This is a genomic window from bacterium (assembly GCA_035549195.1).
Taxonomy (GTDB): Bacteria; Oederibacteriota; Muellerivitia; order Muellerivitales; family Muellerivitaceae; genus DASZRK01.
Genome location: DASZRK010000039.1, coordinates 1 through 19,842, shown reverse-complemented (window position 1 = coordinate 19,842; position 19,842 = coordinate 1). Strand labels below are relative to the sequence as shown.

Sequence of the window (19,842 nt, the reverse complement as noted above, 5' to 3'; positions counted from 1 at the left end):
GGCCGGTATGGACCGGACCGCCGCCCGCGCTTTCTGGACGTCCCTGGGCCTTTACACCGCCGTGGCCTTCATCGCCTTCTTCCCTTGTCTGGTCCTGGGCAAGGCCTATTTCGCCAACGACCTGCTGAACCAATACGCCCACTTCCGCGCCGTCGTGAAGGACCAGTTGGCCCAGGGCCATTTCCCCCTCTGGAACCCCTACCTCTTCGGGGGCCAGCCCTTCTTCGCCGACCCCAACGTGATGATGGCCTACCCGTTGCTCTACCCGACCCTGCTCTTCCCCGTTCCCTATGGGCTCTCGGTCTTCTTCTTCCTGCACATGGTGCTGGCGGCCCTCGGCATGCACCTCTGGCTCAAATCCCTGAGGCTCAGCGACAACGCCGCGCGCCTGGGGGCGCTCACCTTCGCCCTCTCGGGTACCTTCTGGTGGGAGATCATCCACCCGCCCATCCTGGCGGCCTATGCCTGGTTCCCCTGGGTGCTCTTCTGCCTGGAGCGCCTCACCCAACGCTGGACCGCCGCCTGGGCCTTCCTCACGGGGCTCACCTTCGCGCTGGTCTTCTGCAGCGGCAACTTCCAATCCACCACCACCGTGCTCTATACCGGCCTTCCTTATTTCCTCTTCCGGCTCCTCAAGCGGGACCCGTCGCTCCCCCCCCTGCCCGGGCTTTGGAAGAAGGCCCCGGCGGTGGTCCTGGCGGGCCTTTTGGGCGGCGCGCCGCTGCTCATCCATTTCATCCCCGCCTATGAGTTCTCCAAATACTCCAACCGCCGCGACGCCAGCCAGACCTACGACAACTTCAACTCGCTCTTCTCCATGCCGCCCTCCAGTACCTATGAATTGCTCTATCCCGCCCTGGGAGTGCCCCCAGGCCAGACCATCGAGATCGCCATCCAGAACATCACGGATACCGTGTATTACTCCAACGACTTTCTCGGGGCTTTCGGCTATATCGGCATCTGGGCCCCCTTCCTTTTCGCGCTCGCTTTCCGGCGCAAGGAGAAAAGCCTGCTCCTTTTCCTGAGCGGCTTGGGCGCCCTTTCCCTCCTGTCGGCCTGGGGCCGCTTCTTCCCCTTGCACCGGCTGGAATGCATGCTCCTTCCCGGCATCGACCTGAGCCGGGCCCCCTTCCGGATCATCCAGGCCTATGTGCTGGTGGGCTGCGTGCTGGCGGCCTTCGGCTTCCAGACCCTGGAGCGCTGGATGGAGGAGACACCCGCCCGTTCCAACTGGGCCTGGGCCGCGGGCGGTTACGCCCTGCTCCTGTTCTTGTTGGGACTATCCCATCCGGACCTGGCTTGGCGCGAGATGTTGGCCCTTGTTTTGGGCGGCGTCGGGATCCTCCTGGGGCTCGCGACCCGGACCTGGAAGCCCCTGGGGCGCATCTTCCTGGGCGCGGGGCTGTTGCTCCCCCTGCTCCTGAGCGGTTGGGGCGACTTCAGCCTGGGCCCTCCTTCCAATTATGACCTGGAGACCCGTTTCCCCGCCTTCAGCGCCCTCAAGGCCGAAAGGGACAAGGGACGTTTCTTTTTCACCCAGGACCTGAGCTATCCGGTGGAGATGAACGGCCGCTTCTATGGTTGGACCTTCCCCCAGGACGGGCCCATGGCCCTGGGGATCTCCCAAAGCGCGGGCTATAACCCCATCGTGCTCACCCAAGCCTCGGAGATCCGCCAACTGCCCCTACTGACCTATTTCCGCCTGATGGCGGTACAAGCCGTGGTGGGCTCCCGGCCCATGGCCGATTCGCCCGATTTCACCGACCAGTCCCTGGGCAACATCCATCTTTATCTCCCGAAGGATCCCGGGGACCGTCTTTGGGCTCCCGATCAAGTGGCCGCGCTGCCGGACGGGATCCAGGTCCTGGCGGCCATGAAGAGCCCGGGCTTCGACCCCAGGAAGCAGGCCTTCCTGGAAGGCACCCTGCCCCCCGGACTGGCCGATGCCAAAGGCCCTCATAAGGGCTTCGCCTACTCCATCCTTTCGGAAGGGACGGACCACCAAGACTTCCAGATCACGATGGACCGCCCCGGTCTCGTCCTTTTCTCCGAGGTGATGTATCCGGGCTGGAAGGCCCAGGTGGACGGCCGACCCGCCGCGATCTTGACCGCCGACCATGCCTTCCGCGCCCTTTCCCTGCCCGCAGGGCCCCACCAGGTCGAGTTCCTTTACCGACCCCTTTGGGCCGAACCCTTGGCCTGGGGTGGGTTAATATGGGTGCTGGGCACCCTGCTCTATGGGGCCTTCCTGCTTTTCGGAAAGAGGGAACCCAAGGTTGAACCGACCCAAGCCTGACACCGGAAGTTCTTCCCCCCTTCTCTACCTGGGCGTTGCCCTCATCGCCTTCTTCCACTGCCTTTTCCTGGGGCAGGCCTATTTCGACAACGACCTGCTGGCCCAATTCGGCCCCTGGCGGGCTTTCCTCAAGGACCAGCTGGCCCAAGGGCACTTCCCCCTCTGGAACCCCTACCACCTGGGCGGACAGCCCTTCTTCGCCGATCCCCAGAGCATGACGCTCTATCCGGCCACCTGGTTGACCCTACCCTTCTCCTTGACCCTGGGGATGACCCTTTTCTCCGCCTTCCACCTCTTTTGGGGCGCGTGGGGCACGGACCTATGGCTGGGGGCCCTGGGGCTCTCCCGCAGGTCCCGCCGCCTGGGCGCCCTCACCTTCGCTCTCTCGGGCTTCTTCTGGATCGAGATCATCCACCCGCCCGTGATCGCCGCCTTCGCCTGGTTACCCTGGTGTTTCTTCCTGGCGGAGCGCCTGACCCAAGAGCCCAAGGCCCCGCGCGCGTTCTGGCTCGGCCTCGTCTTCACGAACCTCTTCCTGGCCGGGAGCCCCCAAGTGTCCCTGGGGGCCTTCTACGCGCTCGTCGGATACCTGCTTTGGCGCGGGTGGAAGGCCCGGACCCGCCCAAACTTGAGGGTGTTGGCCCTGCTTGTTTGGGGGCTGCTCCCCCTCCTCCTCCAAGCCATCCCCGGTCTGGAATTCATCTCCCGTTGTGACCGTGGGACCGCCGGCCAGGCCTACGAGGCCTCCACCCGTTATCCCCTGGACCCCAGGACCCTTTACCAATTCCTTTTGCCCCGCTTCGGCCTGCCCCAGGGCCAGGCCATGGCGGAAGCCCTGCAGGTCGGCAGCGATCCACGCGATTCGGGAATGATCGGGAACTTCGGCTACCTGGGCATTTGGGCGCCCTTCCTGGCCTTTTGGGCCTTCCGGCGAAAGGGCCCTGCGCCCGCCTTGGGGCTTGGCCTGTGGGCGGCAGCGGCCCTTCTTCTTTCCCTGGGGCGATACAGTCCCCTCCATCGCGTCCTTTGCCAGCTCCTTCCGGGCGTTTCTTACGTTCACGTTCCCTATCGCTTCTTGTTCCTTTTCGTCCTGCCCATGGCCGCCTTGGTCGCCTTCGGTTTCGAAGGGGCCTTCGAGGACGGAAAGGAGGGGCCGCGCCTCTCCAAACCGTTCTTCCATTCCGCCCTGGTCTATGGGCTCGTTCTTTATCTCGCCGCCCTTTGGCGTCCATCCCCGGACCGATTCGAGTTGATCGCCTTGGGATCGGTCCTTTTGGGGATCTTCCTGGCGGCCTGGCGGCCAAGGATCACGGGTTGGGGAAGGGGCCTGATGGCCCTGGGACTGGTCGCGCCCTTGCTCCTGAGCGGCTGGGACGATTTCCAGCCCGGGCCCGTTTCCAATTTCGATTTCCGGGAAAACTCGAAAGGGATCCCGGAAGCCGCCCAAGAACTGGGACCTCAAAGGGTCGTCTTCTTCGACACCCGGACGGGCTACCCCATCCAGGTCGGGGGACGGCCCTACCTGCTGGCCTATCCTCAGAACGCCTCCTGCGTCCTGAAGGTCAAGAACTGGGGCGGCTATAACCCATTGGTCCTGAGGGCCAAGCAGGACATCATCGCCCTTCCCTTGCGGGCCCAGCTCCAATTGGGAGCCATCGGCGGGATCTTCTCCCGGTCGCGCTTGGCCGCCATCCCCGGGTTCGCCGAAGAAAGACACGGGCCATACTATTTCTACCGACACCAGCCACCCCTTCCCCTGGCCTATGCTCCGGACGAGGTCCTCTATGGCCGACCACCCGACAAGGTCCTGGCCGCCATGCGGACCCCTGGTTTCGACGCGGCCCAGCAAGCCTATGTCGCCTCCGGCGGGGACCTTTTCTATGCCGTGAAGGGCTCCCCCGCGAAGCTCGATTGCCATTTGGTCACCGAGGACACCGACCATCAATTCTTCCTGTTGAGCCTGGACAAGCCCAACCTGGTGGTCTTCTGTGAAGTGATGTTCCCCGGCTGGAAAGCCTTCGTGGACGGCCAACCGGCGGACATCTTCACGGCGGACCATTTCCTGAGGGCCCTGGACCTTCCGGCGGGCAAACATTCCGTCGAGTTCCGTTTCGAGCCCAAGTGGGCGAAGCCCCTCTTCTACGGCGGCATGGCCTGGGTCCTGCTGACCTTGATCGGCTTCTGCTTTTACCTGCGACGGGTCCTCGGCATGCGGAACCCTTTCTATGCCCTTTTACAGGGGATCTATTACTCCATCGGCGGGCATGGACTGGGCCGCATCAAGGTCCTGCGCTGGACCTACGACCTCCTGTTCGGCCTTTTTAAACCCAAGAAAGTGGCGGTCTTGGGCCACACCCTATGGCTGGACGACAAGGACACGTTGGAATTGGGCAGGCGCGGGGTCTATGAGCCCTTCGAGACCGAGTTGTTCCAAAAAGAGATCAAGCCCGGCCAGACCGTGGTGGATGTGGGCGCCAATATCGGCTACTACACGCTCCTGGCGGCGCGCCGGGTGGGACCCCAAGGCCGTGTTTATGCCTTTGAACCCGACCCGACGAACTTCGGACTGCTCAAGAAGAACGTGGAAGAGAACGGCTACAAGAACGTGGTGCTGGTCAACAAGGCCCTCTCGAACAAGAACGGAAAGACCAAGCTGTTCCTCAATCCTAAGAACCGGGGCGACCACCGGGTCTATGATTCGGGGGATGGGCGGGAATCCGTGACCATCGGGACCCTGACCTTGGATTCTTATTTGAAAAAAAGGAAAGTGGACTTCATCAAGATGGACATCCAGGGCGCCGAGCCCCTGGCCTTGGCCGGGATGAAAAGAACCATCAAGGCCGGAAAGGGCCTCAAGCTCATCACCGAATTCTCGCCTGATTCCATCAAGCTTTGCGGTAACGATCCCAAGAAGTTCCTAGCGACTCTTCAGGCCCTAGGGTTCAAATTGTCGGAGATTTCAGAGAAGGAAAAGAAGCTCAGCCCCGTCACATCCGCCCAACTTATGAAAAGGGATTGGAAGAACGGGGCTTACACAAATATTTTCGCTATAAAACGAGTTATTTAAACCGGCTCCACATCCACCACGGGAGAATATATTTAAACGTCGCCTCGCCCCAATAACAAATAAATCCTAATATCAATCCGAACGAAGTTAGTATTTTTAAAAAGTTCGAATCGCTCCCCGCTTTAGAAAAATCTCTCGTTCCATGCTGAACAAAAGCCAAAATCGGTAAATAAAGAAAACACAGCGAAACGAGACCAATAACTATTCTGAAAACAAGCCCGGCCTTTCCGCGCGATTTCCCCGGCTTCAAAAGAGGCTTTAGATATTGAAAAAAATCCAGGAATTCTTTCCTCGTATCCAAGCCACCAAAAAAACTAAACTTCCTTAATTTGTTCCCGATCGAATCATTGAGCATCACCAATAGATAGTGGTCACCTTGGCTCAATACCATATAAGCATCTTTATATCCAGCGACCTGTTCGGCATTTTCTTTTAAATCGCGTGCAAAGGACTGCCGAAGAAGGCGCTGGACTTTTTTTTCATATTCCACTTCATCGTGAAGGGAGGAGAACTTTTCCTGCAATTCAGCATCTTCATGTTCCGCCGACCAATAAAGCATTTTCCGCTCCAAATCATCGAACGGAATGTTTTCCCATCCAGCCGCGCTGATGATCTTTTGGGCAAAAAAATCTTTTGCGTCTTTTTCGGTCATGGGATTCTCTCTGGGCGGCCTGAACAAAAAAACAGGTCGTTTGAACGCGCCTCGATTAATTTACCCCACCCCCGATCCTTCGAAAAGCCAAATGACTTTTAGGTATTTCCCCTTAAAATATCCGCTCATTCCACAAAAGGACCTCCCATGCTCACCAAGAACCAATTCGTCCGGTCGCACGGCTTAGGCAACGACTACATCGTCATGGACCCGGCCGTGCTCTCCTTCAAGCTGACCCCCGAGAACATCATCCGGGTCTGCAACCGAAACACGGGCGTGGGCTCCGACGGCATCCTGGCCCTGGAGAAGAGCGGTTCATCGCTGGCGAAGCTCCGCATCTACAACCCCGACGGGAGCGAGGCCGAGAAGAGCGGCAACGGCCTTCGCATCTTCTGCAAGTTCCTCTTCGAGCACGGCTACACTGAAAAGACCTTCTTCGAGATCGAGACCGCCGGGGGAAAGGTGCAGGCCCAGCTCCACGTGATGCTCGGCAAGGCCCCCTCGGTGACGGTGGATATGGGCAAGGCCCACTTCAAGGCCGGCGAGATCCCCGTGAACGTCCCGAATACGGACTCCGAAGTTTTGGGCAAGAAGTTCCCCATCCTCCCGGATGGCGAGGGTCTGGAGATCAATTGCGTGTCCATGGGCAACCCCCATTGCGTGGTCTTCGTGAAGGACGTCGAGACCGCCGAGAAAATGGCCCATGAGGTGGGCCCCATCCTGGAAAAGCACCCCCTCTTCCCCAACCGCACCAACGTGCAGTTCGCCGTGCCCCGCAACCGCAAGGAAGTGGACATCCGCATCTGGGAACGCGGGGCGGGCTATACGCTGGCCTCCGGCTCCTCCTCCTGCGCGGTGGCGGCGGTCTGCGTGAAGACCGGCCGCGCCGACGGCGACCTGACGCTCCACATGCCCGGCGGGGACCTCTTCCTGAAGGTGAGCCCCGATTTCGAACTGACCATGCGGGGACCCGTCGAGGAGATCGCCCTGGGCACGGTGACCGGCGAGCTCTTGGAGACCCTGGAAAAGAACTCGAAGTAAAACGAAGACGATCGAACCACAGAGGGCACAGAGAACGCAGAGAAGATCAGATCCATTTTTATACGCCGATCAAACCAGTCATTTCTGATAAGTCCTACCATCCATCGCCGTTATCAGTCCCTATCGTCGTACCAATGCCTTTTCTATCCATATTTTTACTAAGATCATTTTCCCTCTGTGCTCTCTGTGACCTCTGTGGTTAAATGCCTTTCGTTTATACCCTTTTGAGAGGTTTCCATGACCAAGAAACTCAACGAACGCTCCTCCATGATGACCGAAGGCGACAAGCGGTCCCCCAACCGGGCGATGCTCCGGGCCGTGGGGTTCCAGGACGCGGATTTCAAGAAGCCCATCGTCGGCATCGCCTCCCCTTGGAGCGAGGTGACCCCCTGCAACTTCCACCTGAACGAGCTGGCGGACCGGATCAAGCGCGGGGTCATCTCCGCCGAGGGTTTCGGCCAGATCTTCGGCACCATCACGGTGGCCGACGGCATCGCCATGGGCCACGAGGGCATGAAATTCTCCCTGGTCTCCCGCGAGGTCATCGCCGACTCCATCGAGACCGTCTCCAACGCCGAGCGTTTCGACGGGCTGGTGGCCATCGGGGGCTGCGACAAGAACATGCCCGGCTGCCTGATGGCCATCGGGCGCCTGAACATCCCCGCCGTCTTCGTCTATGGCGGCACCATCCTCCCCGGCCAGCTCGGGGACAAGCAGCTCGACATCGTTTCCGTCTTCGAGGCGGTGGGCCAATACAGCGCGGGCAAGATCGATCACCGCCAACTGGAGCAGGTCGAGAAATGCGCCATCCCGGGCCCCGGCTCCTGCGGCGGCATGTACACGGCCAACACCATGGCCTCCGCCATCGAGGCGATGGGCATGGCCCTCCCCCACGATTCCTGCCAGCCCGCGGTCGGCGAACCCAAGCGGGTCATCTGCGACCGCGCGGGCCAGGCGGTGGTGGAGATGCTGAAGAAAGGCATCCGCCCCAAGGACATCATGACCAAGAAGGCCTTCGAGAACGCCATCACCGTGGGATTCGCCCTGGGAGGCTCCACCAACCTGGTGCTCCACCTGATCGCCATCGCCAAATCCATCGGGGTGAAGCTGACCCTGGAGGATTTCGACCGTATCGGGAAGAGAGTGCCCCACTTGGCCGACCTGAAACCCTCGGGCAAGTACGTGGCGGCGGACCTGGACCGCATCGGCGGCATCCCGGCGGTCATGAAGCTCCTGCTGGACGCCAAGCTCCTGCACGGGGATTGCCTGACGGTCACCGGGCGCACCGTGGCGGAGAACCTGAAACTGGCCACGCCCCTCTCCAAGAACCAGCCCATCATCTCGCCCCTCGATAAGCCCCTTTATCCCACCGCCCCCATGGTCATCCTCAAGGGAAACCTGGCCCCCGAAGGGGCGGTCGCCAAGATCTCCGGGCTCAAGGTCGTCACCCATACGGGCCCGGCCAAGGTCTTCAACGGCGAGGAAGCGGCCTTCGCGGCCATTGAGAAGCGCCGGATCAAGGCGGGGGACGTGGTGGTCATCCGCTATGAGGGCCCCAAAGGCGGGCCCGGCATGCGGGAAATGCTGGCCATCACCGCGGCCCTGGTGGGCCAGGGATTGGGCGAGAAGGTCGGCCTGATCACCGACGGGAGATTCAGCGGCGGCACCCACGGGCTGGTGGTGGGGCATATCGCCCCCGAGGCCCAGGTGGGCGGCCCCATCGGGCTCATCCAGAACGGGGACAGGATCACCATCGATGCCAATAAGAAGAAGCTGGAACTGCATGTGCCGGCGGCCGAGCTCAAGAAACGGCAAAAGAAGTGGAAGCCCATCCCGAACCCCTACCCGAAGGGCGTGCTGGGCAAGTACGTGAAGCTGGTCGCTTCGGCGTCGGAGGGCGCCGTCACCGACGAATTCTGAGCCGTTTTCCTCGCCGCAAAACAAAAAAGCCGCAGGGAGTTCCCTCCCCGCGGCTTTTCTTTTACGGAACCTTTATTGGAACAGGAACCCGATCGTGAAGTTCAAGTCGAGCCCGGTGACGTTGGCGTCGATAACCCCACCCTTCCCATCGGGGATCGTGGACCCGGACCCATCGGACAGGTAATTCCCCCGTTGGGCCCAGCGATAGACGAGCTGGAAGTCCCAGAGGATCTTGCTGGAATCAAAACCCCGGACGCCGATCCCGGTCCCGAAGCTCGTGGTGCTGCCCGTGAAGGTCTCTGTATCCCCGTTCGAGTCCGAATAATCCCAGGACTGGGCCCAAACGCCACCGATCAAGGGTAGATAGACGGTCGTGACGTTGTTGGCGTTGATGATGCTGTCCAACCCCAGGTCGGCTTCCAGTTCGGTTCCGACGGAAGTGATGGAGGTGTCCTCCTCGGTGGAGCCAACGTAATAGCCACCCCAATACCAATCGGTCGTGTAATTGTTCGGCTGATAGGAGAACTCCAGCGTCCACCGGAGGGCGATGTTGTTGGTGAACCAGCCCAATCCCATTCCCGCCTTGAACCAGCCCGGCAGGTAATCATAGGAATTACTGCCCGTCCCCGCTTCCAAGGCGTTGTTGAACTCGGTGTTCACATAGGGTCCCCAAAAACCGGCGTTCAAGGTGAAGGCGAATTTGCTGAAATGGGCGTGCGGATCGTTCGGCTCGGGCGTGGCCTTGGGGGCGGTGTAGGCCGGCTCCGCGGCCGTGGTATTGGCGGGCTCCGCTTCCGCCTTCTTGCTGTGGGTGATCTTGTCGATCTGTTTCATCTTATAGACGAAAACGTTCCCGTCGTTCGTCTCGATCTTGATCTTCTTCCCAGGGACCTCTTCGGTGATGGTCCCATGGATGACCGATCCATCCTTCAAATAGACCACGTCCTCGGCCCAAAGATTTGTAGCTCCCAGGACCAAGCACAATCCCAGCCCCAGCCAATGACCCTTTTTCATGAATTCTCCTAACCCGACCTGGATGGCCGTTCCCCACGCAGGGAAAACGTTACAACCTCGGGCCCCAAAAAAATCCACCCAAAGGACCCGGATGGAGAAGGCCAAAGCCACGACGAAAACGGTTGCGGATAGTTTTCTACTAAATGAGTTGTTTGTCAAATTCAATCAGCATGGGCAGGCCCAGGACAAAAAAAATCGGGCGGCCCTTGCGGGTCGCCCGATCATGAGTTCGGCCCCGGGCCCAAAGGCCCGGGACCGTCTACCAACCGAAACTTTCTTACTTGGCTTCCGGAGTAGAAGCGGCAGCGGCAGCAGCGGCAGCCTTCTTCGCCTTCTTCATCTTCTTGGCCTTTTTGGCTTTCTTCATCGGCTTGGCAGCCGGAGCAGCAGCAGCCGGGGTCGAGGCAGGAGCAGCAGCTTCATCCGCCATCACCATCCCGGTCGCACCGAGGAACAGCACCATCGACAACGCAGCAAAGAAACGCTTCATTCGAAGCCTCCTTGAATTAAAACGGCGTTCATCCGCCGTTTTGAACCGACCAGGGGGGACCCCAGTCGAAGGCGACATTCTAGGACCCCCCCTACCCCCCAGCAATTTAATTTCAATATTTCCCTTTAAAAATGGGGGTTTCTTAGACGGTCCGGGTCCTAAAAAAGTTCCTGCCAGGCGAGCCTGGCCGCCCCGACGGCACCCATATTGTCGCCCAATTTCGCCATGCGGAATTTCAGGCCTTTTAGGTGGGACTTGAAGCAGCGTTCCTGAAGTTCCTTCTTCATGGGCTTCCAAAGCAGGTTCCCTGCCCCGGCGACACCCCCGCTGAAGATAACGACGCTGGGGTTCAGGAGATGGATGGCGCTGGTAAGCCCCACGCCCAGGATCCTTCCGGCCCGGTCATAGACCTTGAGGACCCTCTTGTCCCCCGCCTCGGCCATTTTCTGGAAAGTGTGGGCCTCCAGGGGTTGGCCCTTGGGGGGCTTGATGCCCGCCTCCGTGGCCAGCCGGACGATGCCGGTGGCGGAAACGTATTGTTCCAGGATACCCCGGTTGCCATAAGGGGCCTTGGGCCCGTCCGGATGGATGACGATATGGCCGATATGGTTGCTGACCCCCGCGGCGCCCTGGAAGATCCGGCCGTCCACGATGAGCCCGCCGCCCACTCCCGTGCCCAGGGTCACGCAAAGGACCACTTTCTCGCCCTTGCCCGCCCCGATCCAACTTTCGCCCAAGGCGGCCAGGTTGGCGTCGTTGTCCAGGAAGACCTTCTTGCCCAGCTTTTTCTTAAGGATCGCCGTCAGGGGAACGTTGCGCCAGTTGAGGTTGGGGGTGTAGAGGATGACACCGCGTTTGGAATCGAGCGGCCCTGGAGAACCGATCCCCACCGCCTTATGGGAGGCCCAAGGAAGTCCGCTGGCCGCGCTGGCCGCCCGGACGCTTTGCGCGATGCGCTCGATGACACCGGCCGGACCCAAGGACGCCATGGTCTTGCGCTTGTCCTTGCCCAGCACCCGTCCCTTTTCGTCCACCACCGCCGAGACGATGTTCGTCCCGCCCAAGTCCACGCCGATCACGGTCTTCAAGTTCGACCCCTTTCTGATGGAGGGCATTTTCGAGGGATTGCCCGGGGTCTTCAATAAAAAAACCTCAGGGTAAGGCAGGGCGTCCAACGCTAAAAGTCGATGAATTGGGCCTCAAGGGAGGAAGACCCGGTGGTCCAGGCCGGGGAACAGGTTGTCCTTGCCTTCCAGTTCCCGCAGGAACCCTTCCTCCAGGGAATGGTGGAGGATCCCCTCCTGGAGCAGGCGGAAACGGGTCAGGTGGGTCTTGACCCGCCACTCGGCGTAAGGCGCGTGGTTGCCCGTATGGAGCATGAAGGCCCAGTCGCTGGCTTGCGCCAGCAACAATTCCCGGGCCGCTTGGTCCAGCGCCCTTTGGATCGTTCCCCGGGCCTTGGGGTGCAGTTGGGAGAGCCGGACCATCTCGTCGCAAGCCTCGGCCAGGGCCGGATAGATCCAATCGTTGTTGGGATTGAGCCAGACCTCCGAATAACCCCCCAATCCCCAGGAGGAGAACCCGGGCTGGGTGGTCTGGAGGTCGGGATGCCTTTCCAGGTAATCCGAGGGCGTGATGAAATCCAAGGGCGATCCTTGCGCCTGGTTCTGCCGGAAAAGATCGGCGAGGAACTCGGGTCCTTCATACCACCAGTGGCCAAAAAGCTCGGCGTCGTAGAGACAGGCCATCAGGGGAGGCCGGTCCATGGCCGGGGCGACCTTGCGGGCCTCCTGGAGCCTTTGGTCCAGGAAATGGCGGGCGTGTTCCCGGACCCGTTCCAGCGCCTTCCCGGGATCGTAGGGTTCCTTCCCGTCCCCGGACCCGGTGACCCGGAAATATTTGAGCCCGGAGAAGCGGCGCAGGCCCTCGGGCTTGAGGAAGGGGGCCAGTTCCTCCTCGCTCAGGTCGAAACCCGCGTCCCGGTAGAATTCCCGGTAGTCGGGATGGCCTGGGTAGCCCTCCTTGGAGCTCCAGACCTGCTTGGAACTGAGGGCATCGCGGCCGAAAAAGACCGTCCCCGAGGAAGTGCGGACGGGGGCGAAAGTGGCGGCCAGGGGCCGGGGCGCGGCTTGGAGCAGGCCATGGGAATCCACAAAGGTATAGCGGACCGGGGTCCCCTCGAAAACGGACTCCAGGCCGGGCTGATAGCCGCACTCGGGGAGCCAGAAGCCCCGGGACGGGTTCCCGAAGAACTCCTCATGGACCTCCAGGGCGGTCCTCACCTGGGCCCGCGCCGCCGCCTCCCGGGAAGCCAGGAGCGGCAGGTAACCATGGGTGGCCCCGCAAGTGATGATCTCCAGGTGGCCCAGGTCCTGGAAGCGCTTGAATCCCTCGGCGACGTTGCCCCGGTATTTTTCCTCGAGGTCCCGACGGTAACGCTCCAGCTTTGAGAGATACATGCCGATCACCGGGGAGAAGGCGGGCTCTCCCGCGAGCCTTTTCTTCTCCTTCCGGGCCAGCCCCAAGAGCAGGTCCAAGTGCCGTAGGGCCCTTTTTTGGAGGAGCGGATCCCCGCACATCGAAAGGAGCGTCGGGGAGATGGAAAGGGTCAGGCGGAAGGGGACCTGGTCGCGGACCAGGCCCTCGAAGACCTCCAAAAGGGGCAGATAGGTCTCCAACAGCGCCTCGTAGAACCAGTTCTCCTCGAGGAAATGTTCATGCTCCGGATGGCGGACGAAGGGCAGGTGGCCGTGAAGGACAAGGGCCACATAGCCTTGGGGGGAAGGGCTGGGATGGGTCATGGGTTGGAACCTTCAAAGATGAGATCCAAAACCCCCAAAAGGATCCTTCGATAGGGATGAACACAGATGAACAGGGATGGCCGGGAATGAGGCGGAAGAATGGGACGATCGGGTTTCAAAAGCCTTTCCGCCATCCCCGTCGATCCCCGTTCATCCCTGATGGATAAGGGTTCGATGGTCTTTTTATTGATGACGGGAAGCGGCGTAACGGTCCTCGCGGCCCTTGCGGCGCAGGACCTCCAGGCGGAAGGCCTCGGCGGAGGAAATGACACCGGCCGGGTGGGTGCGGACGCTTTCCACTTCCCCTTCCTCGAAATAGTCGAGGAAAGCCCGGGGGATCTCCTCGCCCGGGGCGCCCAAAAGGTCCGGGACCTGCCCGGGCGTCCAGGGCGCGCCCGGGCCCGTGTGCACCGGCTTGGAGCGGGCGTAAACGACCGTCTTGCCCGAGGGGGCCTTCTGGGCGATCTCCACCACGAAATTGCCCGGGTCGCCCGCCAGGTCCACGTAACGGTTCATCTCCCCGGGCTTCACCCGGATCTCCTGGACCAGTTGCATCTGGCCGTTGGCATCCTGGCGCAGCAGGCGCAGGACCATGACGCTGTTGGGATATTCCTCCATCAACTGGCGCCGGACCTCCTCGGCGCTCTCCGGGGTCACTTCCCAGTAGGTGAAGATGCAGTTGGGATCCCGCACGAAGGCCACCATCTGGGTCTCGCCCTTGCGGGGCAGGCGGCGTAGAGCGGGACCGGCGGGTTCCTGGACGGCCTTTTCCTTCTTGGGCTTCGGGGCCTTCACCACCTTGGGTTCGACCGATGCTTTTTTCGGCGCGGCGGCCTTGCGGGCCCGGGGTTTGGGAGCGGCCTTGGCTCCCGCCTTGTCGGTGGCGGCCGGAGCCGTCCTTCGTTTGCGGGGTGTGGCGGGTTTTGTTTCGGAAGTCTCTTTCTTTTTACGGGGCATGGCGGCCCTCCGGAGGATTGATGGTTCATCATCCCCATTTACGATTGTTTTGACAAGCACCCGGCTCCCGGGCGGGACCGGTTGAAAACGTTGCCCGGCCGGGAAGTTTCTAAAGCGTTAAACGGTCAACGAAAAGGCTTCCGTGGCCGGTAAAAACCTTTTAGGGCTTCCCCGTCGAATGGCGGACGATGAGTTCCACCGGCACCTGCTGGGCCCTGGGGGCGGCTTCCTTGGCCTCCATCAGTTCCAAGAGGCGGGTGACGGCCATCTTCCCCATGAATTCCTTGGCGGGGCTCACGGTGGTCAGGGCGGGGTCCAGGTAGGATCCCATGGCGATGTTGTCGAAACCCACCACGCTCAAGTCCCCCGGCACCGACCGCCCCAGCTCATGGGCCGCCCGGATGGCCCCGGCGGCCATCTCGTCGTTGGCGCAGAAGACCGCGGTGAGCTTCTTGTTGCGTTTGAGGGCCTCCTTCGTCCGTTCCAGCCCCGCCGGGAAGGAAAGGGCCCCTGCCTCCAACACCAGGCCGGCGGAAGCGTCCAGGCCCACCTTGGCCATCCCCGCCGCCCAGCCTTCCCGGCGCTGCTCGATGGAGGGCCGCCCCTTGGCGATGGTCAGGTGGCCGATGTGCTTATGCCCCAGCTGGGCCAGGTGCTCGACGGCCAGCATCCCGCCTTGCCGGTTGTCCGCGTGGATGGTATCCACCGCCTTCAGGCCGGGGAAATTGTCGATGGCCACCAAGGCCAGGCCCTTCTCCTGCAGGTCATAGACCATACGGGGTTCGGTGCGGCCGATCAGAAGCACCCCGTCCACGTTCTTGGCCCGCACGATCTTGGGCAGGCTGGCCTTCCCCTCGTAGGTGGACTCCATATAGGAGAAGAGCAGGTTGAAATCCTTGTCCATGGCCTCCTTGACGATGCCCTCGATGACGAAGGAATAGAACTGGTTGGAGATGATCTTGTCCTCGAGATAGAACACGACCCCCAGGTTCTTGGTGCGCCGGCCCGCCAGCCCCGCCGCCATGGCGCTGGGGTGGTAGTCCAGTTCCTGGGCCACGGCCAGGACGCGCTTCTTGACCTCTTCGCTGATGACCACGTCCGTGCGGCGGTTGAGCACGAAGGAAACGGTGGTGATGGAGACGCCGGCCTTCTTGGCCACGTCCTTGATGGTGGGATGGATGCCCATGGGCCCTCCGGATGGATTCGGGATGGGCCATGGTACTAAAAGTTTTAGTAAAAAAAAGGGAGGCGTTGGGATACCCGCCGGACGGACGGTTCCATCCCCCGGTGGACCGTTGAACCGGTCAAACGAAGGGGATCTCAGGCCCCGCGGGAGGCGTCCCGTTCGACCACCAGTCGGCTCAAGGCCTTGAACTCGGGGGTGCCCGCCTTCCCGGCCCATTCGAAAAGAGCGGCTTCCGAGGTCGTCAAGACGACGCCCGATTGTTCCAGGCGCTTGAGGGCCATGGTCCGGTCCTCCTCGAAGCGGCTCCCGACCGCATCCGCCGCCAGGAAGACCAGCAAACCCGAGGCCAGGAGGTCCAGGGCGGTCTGCTGGACGCAGACATGGGCCTCGATGCCGCAGACCAGGACCTTCTTGATCCCCTTCGCCTTCAATCCCTCCACCCACCCGGGGACCTGCGCGCAACTGAAATCGAGTTTCTCGGAGCGGGGCGGGAGTTTCTCGGCCAATTCGGGCAGGGTCGGACCCAAGCCCTTGGGATATTGTTCGGTGGCCAGGACCGGCACGCCCAAAAGGCCCGCCCCCTCGAGGAGGAAGCGAACATTGCGGACCAGGGCTTCCCGGCCCTGGATCTTGGGCACCAGTTTCTCCTGGACGTCGATGACCAGGAGCGCGGTGTCGGAACGGTTCATCAGGTAGGGGCTTCGCATGGCTCTCTCCTATTCCCCCTTGATCCAGACCAGGGCGATCTTCTTGAGCACCTTCCCGTCCTTCACAAAGCGGGCGAAATAGGTCCCCAGGGGCATCAAGCGGCCTTCGCCATCGGTCCCGTCCCAGGTGATCCAGGCCTCCTTGGTGAAGGTCACCTTCTTATCGTAAAGGACCTTCAGGACCCCACCCTGGGCCCCCAGGACTTCCAGGCGGTAATGACCGGGCCCGTCCGCGAAACGGACCTGGATGTTCACCGGCGGATCGACGAAGACGATGGTCTCCGGGGCGGAGGCGGCCCGGACCGGCTCGGGTGTATCCGTGGCCTGGGGCCGCGCCGTGAAGGTCGCGGTGGGTTTCCCTGGGACACGCCGTACCGGGGTGTCGGTGGGCTCCGGCGGGACATATCGCGTGGGAGTGGGCGGCGGCGGGGCTTTGCGGCGCGGGACGGGGGTCGCGGTGGGCCGGGGCGGGGGCGGCACCGCAGTGGGGGTGCGGGTCAGGGTCGGCCGGGGACGGGGGGTGAAGGTGGAAGTGGCCGGGGCCATGGGACGGGGGGTGGAGGTCCAGGTGGCCGTGGGACGCGGGGTCGCGGTGGGCCGGGGCGTCCAGGTGGGAGTGGGGGACCGGGGACAACCGGGTGCGGGGATGATGTCCAGGTCGAACTCGCGGCGGAACAAGCGCCGGTCCTTTTCTTTCCCGTTCACCTCATCGAAGGCCAGCAAATAGGGGATCACCTTGCCGTTGGCCGGGTCCTGGAGCCGGGGCGTTCCATCGGTGAAAGGCGGGCTCAGTTTCGCCGGCTCCCAATTCGCCGCCGAAAAGCCCGGGGAGTCCCATCCCTCCGGTTCCTGGGCGGGACCGGGAACGAAAAGGGCCTGGTGCTGCCCGGTATCGCCCGAGGTCAGGACCATCCCCTTCCCATCCGAGAAGGCCAGCTCCAGGAGATAGGCCGCCCCGACCTTGTTGCCCTGGACCCCCGCGGCGCTCTTGCTGACCACATCGTTCTCATAACGCAGGGTCAGGAGGTTCTTGGCCCCGAAATAGCAAAGGGCCTGCGGCGACAGCTCCAGGGTGACGCTGTGGTCCGAGGAGCGCATATAGGGATCCTGGCTGACCAGCAGGTGCCCATTCAGGCGCGTCTCGGTGAAGTCGGTGGCGCAGACCCGCAAGGTGGCCCGGGTCAGGAAAAGGCCTTGGGAACGGAGGGGGGACAGGCTCACGGCCATCAAGGCCAGGACGGCGTAAAGGGCGGTGGAACGCAAGGAAGGCCTCCGGGAAAGTTCGGGGCCTACTATAACGCCGGGCGGGGGGTTTTTGAACGAGAGGGGGGAGGCTTTAGCGCAGGACCACGAACTTCACGGTCTGTTTGCCCATCAGGCCGCCGTTGGCGTTGAGCATCCGCACCACGGCGATATAGGTGCCGCTGGCCAGGTCGGAAGCGTCATAGGGCGCCATCCCGCTGCCTGCCGGTCCCGGCTGGTGCCACAGGAGCTCGCCCGCCAGGGTGTAGATGGAAACATCGAGCGTGGGGTTGAGGGTCGAGGAACTGTGGAAAGTGACGACCATGTTGCCCGAGGAGGCCTTGAGGATGTTCGGCCAGGCCGTCACTTGGCCCAGGTTGTCGTTGCGGTGGGTGTCCATGACGGAGACCTGTTTGGCGAAGGTGGTCTCGCCGCCCTGCCCGTCGTAGGTGTGGACCTCCACCAGGTATTGGCCGCTGGAAACGAAGGCCCCGTTGTCCGCCGTCCCGTCCCAGACCAGGGTGGTCCCGTTGGAAAGGGTGAGGACCAGTTGGTTGGGGACGTTCCCCGCCGGGGCGGCCCCGGGCAGGAGCAGGGCGGTCGAGAACTGGATCCCGTTCATGCTTTGGCCGTTGGGATCGTCGGTATAGGCGTAGAGGTGCTTCACGACCTCGCCGGTCTCGTTGTAGATCAGCAGGGTGCTCTTGTAGAGGGCCCGGCTGACGCCGATCTTCTGGGTCGTGGACTTGTCCACGCCCTGGCTGTCGATGTTGTCCACCTTGATGTAGTAGTCCCCGTTGGTCGCCAGGGATCCGTTGGTCGTGGTCCCGTCCCAGGATCCCACGAAGAAGCTCCCGTAGTAGATCGAGATGGCCGAATTGGGCCCGTTCAAACTGGTGATGGTGCTGGGGCTCAGCGAGAAGTTGAGCAACGGTTGGGACAACTGGGTGGTCAGGACCAGCTTGACCAGTTCCCCGGCCTCGTTATAGACCCCCACGCGCACGGTGTAATCCCCGATGACCTGGAAGCTGGCACTGGCCGTCACGGGCAGGCCGTTCTGGAAGGTCAATTGGGCGTTGTTGGTGGGGGTCAGCCCGCTCTTCAAGAGACTGTTCACCGTGGCGGTGTAGGTCAGGCTGTAGGCCCCCGGCGCCAAGGAAGAGGGTAGGGTCAGGGTCAGCAGGGAAAGCGCGGGGTTGTAGGAGGCGGTGGTCCCGGCCGGGCCCGAAAGGAAGGAGCCGTAGGTCACCTCGGCGGGAAGGGTGTCGAGGATGACCGTATTGGAGACGTTGTTGCCCGTCACGGTGACCGCCAGGGTATAGGTCACATTGCTTCCCGACTGGGCCTTGTCGGGCGACACCGACTTGGACATGGCCACTGAGGCCGGCGGGGTCGGCGTCGGGGTGTTGGTTGCGGTGTTGGTGGCCGTCGGGGTGAAGGTAAAGGTCGGGGTCGGGGTCGGGGTGAAAGTGTTGGTCGGCGTGAAGGTATTCGTGGGGGTCCGGGTGAACGTGAAGGTGAAGGTGTCGGTGGGTGTGAAGGTGGAGGTGGGGGTGTTGGTGACGGTGGGCGTGGCCGTGAAGGTATAGGTGAAGGTGGGCGTACGGGTGTCCGTGGGTGTGGCGCTGGGAGTGGCTGTGGCGCTGTTGGTCGGCGTGTTGGTCGGGGTGAAGGTATTGAGCGGAGTATTGGTCGCCGTTTCGGTCGCGGTATCGGTCGGGGTCCGGGTCGGGGTGGCCGTTCCGGTGTCGGTCGCCGTGTTGGAAGGTGTCGCGCTGGGAGTGGCCGTGGCGCTGTCGGTCGGGGTGTTGGTCGGAGTGAACGTATTGATCGGGGTATTGGTGGCGGTCGGCGTAGCGGTTGCCGTCGCCGTACGGGAAGGGGTCGATGTGTTGGTGTTGGTGGCCGTGTTCGTGGGGGTGTTGGTCGGGGTGGCGGTGTTGATCAGGGTATTGGTGGGGGTATTGGTCGGCGTGAAGGTGGCGCTGTTGGTGGGGGTATTGGTCCGGGTGGGTGTCGGCGAGTTGGTGGGTGTGTTCGTGGGCGTAAAAGTGTTGATCGGGGTGTTCGTAGCCGTCGCGGTCGGGGTCTGGGTCGGTGTGTTGGTGGACGTAAAGGTGTTGGTCGGGGTATTGGTCCGGGTATTGGTGAAGGTATGGGTGGGGGTGCTGGTCGGGGTCGGGGTGATCAGGGCCGTGTTGGTCGGGGTCGGGGTAACGGTCGGTGTATGGCTGGGGGTCGACGTAAAGGTCTTCGTGTTCGTATTGGTCGGTGTCGCCGTCGGGGTGTAGGTGGAAGTCGCGGTGGGGGTATTGGTCCGGGTAGGCGTAAAGGTGTTCGTCGGGGTATTGGTGGCGGTGGGAGTGTTCACCAGGGTGTTGGTCGGCGTGTTGGTCGGTGTGTTGGTGCGGGTCGGGCTGGGGCTTGGGGTATTGGTCGGGGTAAAGGTGTTCGTCGGGGTATTGGTGG

14 protein-coding genes are annotated in these 19,842 nt (G+C 62.1%); 4 read left to right on the top strand and 10 right to left on the bottom strand.

The genetic code is table 11. The features are described from left to right. Positions 1-7: 7 nt before the first annotated feature. Together VHE12_08005 and VHE12_08000 are read left to right on the top strand one after the other, a co-directional pair. Entirely contained in the window at positions 8-2,296 is a 2,289-nt protein-coding gene (locus VHE12_08005; protein ID HVZ80726.1) for a hypothetical protein, read from the top strand. After that, on the top strand, positions 2,277-5,363 hold the full coding sequence (locus VHE12_08000) for an FkbM family methyltransferase (GenBank protein ID HVZ80725.1): 3,087 nt from the start codon (positions 2,277-2,279) through the stop codon (positions 5,361-5,363). The genes VHE12_08005 and VHE12_08000 overlap by 20 nt, the downstream gene beginning before the upstream one ends. Here the strand turns inward: VHE12_08000 and VHE12_07995 are convergent. Further along, positions 5,356-6,015, bottom strand: coding sequence for a hypothetical protein (locus VHE12_07995; protein ID HVZ80724.1), 660 nt, complete (start codon positions 6,013-6,015; stop codon positions 5,356-5,358). The genes VHE12_08000 and VHE12_07995 overlap by 8 nt on opposite strands. Positions 6,016-6,162: 147 nt before the next feature. Between VHE12_07995 and dapF the strand changes: the two genes are divergently transcribed. After that, on the top strand, positions 6,163-7,056 hold the full coding sequence (gene dapF / locus VHE12_07990; GenBank protein HVZ80723.1) for a diaminopimelate epimerase: 894 nt from the start codon (positions 6,163-6,165) through the stop codon (positions 7,054-7,056). A gap of 237 nt (positions 7,057-7,293) precedes the next feature. Further along, complete coding sequence (gene ilvD / locus VHE12_07985; protein HVZ80722.1) at positions 7,294-8,976, top strand: dihydroxy-acid dehydratase; 1,683 nt, start codon at positions 7,294-7,296, stop codon at positions 8,974-8,976. Between the two features lie 72 nt (positions 8,977-9,048). Here the strand turns inward: ilvD and VHE12_07980 are convergent, their stop codons facing one another. The 9 genes from VHE12_07980 to VHE12_07940 form a co-directional block, all read right to left on the bottom strand. Then, positions 9,049-9,990 (bottom strand): hypothetical protein, encoded by a 942-nt coding sequence (locus VHE12_07980; GenBank protein ID HVZ80721.1) that lies wholly within the window; start codon positions 9,988-9,990, stop codon positions 9,049-9,051. A gap of 277 nt (positions 9,991-10,267) precedes the next feature. Then, positions 10,268-10,480, bottom strand: a complete 213-nt coding sequence (locus VHE12_07975; protein HVZ80720.1) for a hypothetical protein — start codon at positions 10,478-10,480, stop codon at positions 10,268-10,270. Positions 10,481-10,638: 158 nt separating this feature from the next. After that, a complete protein-coding gene (locus tag VHE12_07970) occupies positions 10,639-11,559 on the bottom strand; it encodes an ROK family protein (GenBank protein ID HVZ80719.1) in 921 nt (306 codons plus the stop codon). 120 nt (positions 11,560-11,679) lie between these two features. Continuing rightward, positions 11,680-13,281 (bottom strand): 1,4-alpha-glucan branching protein domain-containing protein, encoded by a 1,602-nt coding sequence (locus VHE12_07965; protein ID HVZ80718.1) that lies wholly within the window; start codon positions 13,279-13,281, stop codon positions 11,680-11,682. Positions 13,282-13,464: 183 nt separating this feature from the next. After that, on the bottom strand, positions 13,465-14,238 hold the full coding sequence (locus tag VHE12_07960) for a DUF4912 domain-containing protein (GenBank protein ID HVZ80717.1): 774 nt from the start codon (positions 14,236-14,238) through the stop codon (positions 13,465-13,467). Between the two features lie 160 nt (positions 14,239-14,398). Beyond that, on the bottom strand, positions 14,399-15,424 hold the full coding sequence (locus VHE12_07955) for a LacI family DNA-binding transcriptional regulator (protein ID HVZ80716.1): 1,026 nt from the start codon (positions 15,422-15,424) through the stop codon (positions 14,399-14,401). Positions 15,425-15,558: 134 nt separating this feature from the next. Further along, a complete protein-coding gene (locus tag VHE12_07950; protein HVZ80715.1) occupies positions 15,559-16,131 on the bottom strand; it encodes a hydrolase in 573 nt (190 codons plus the stop codon). A gap of 9 nt (positions 16,132-16,140) precedes the next feature. Beyond that, positions 16,141-17,394: a hypothetical protein gene (locus VHE12_07945; GenBank protein ID HVZ80714.1), complete on the bottom strand. Its 1,254-nt coding sequence runs from the start codon at positions 17,392-17,394 to the stop codon at positions 16,141-16,143. A 73-nt stretch (positions 17,395-17,467) separates the two neighbouring features. Then, positions 17,468-19,842 (bottom strand): hypothetical protein (locus tag VHE12_07940; protein ID HVZ80713.1); only part of this gene is annotated, 2,375 nt, incomplete at its 5' end.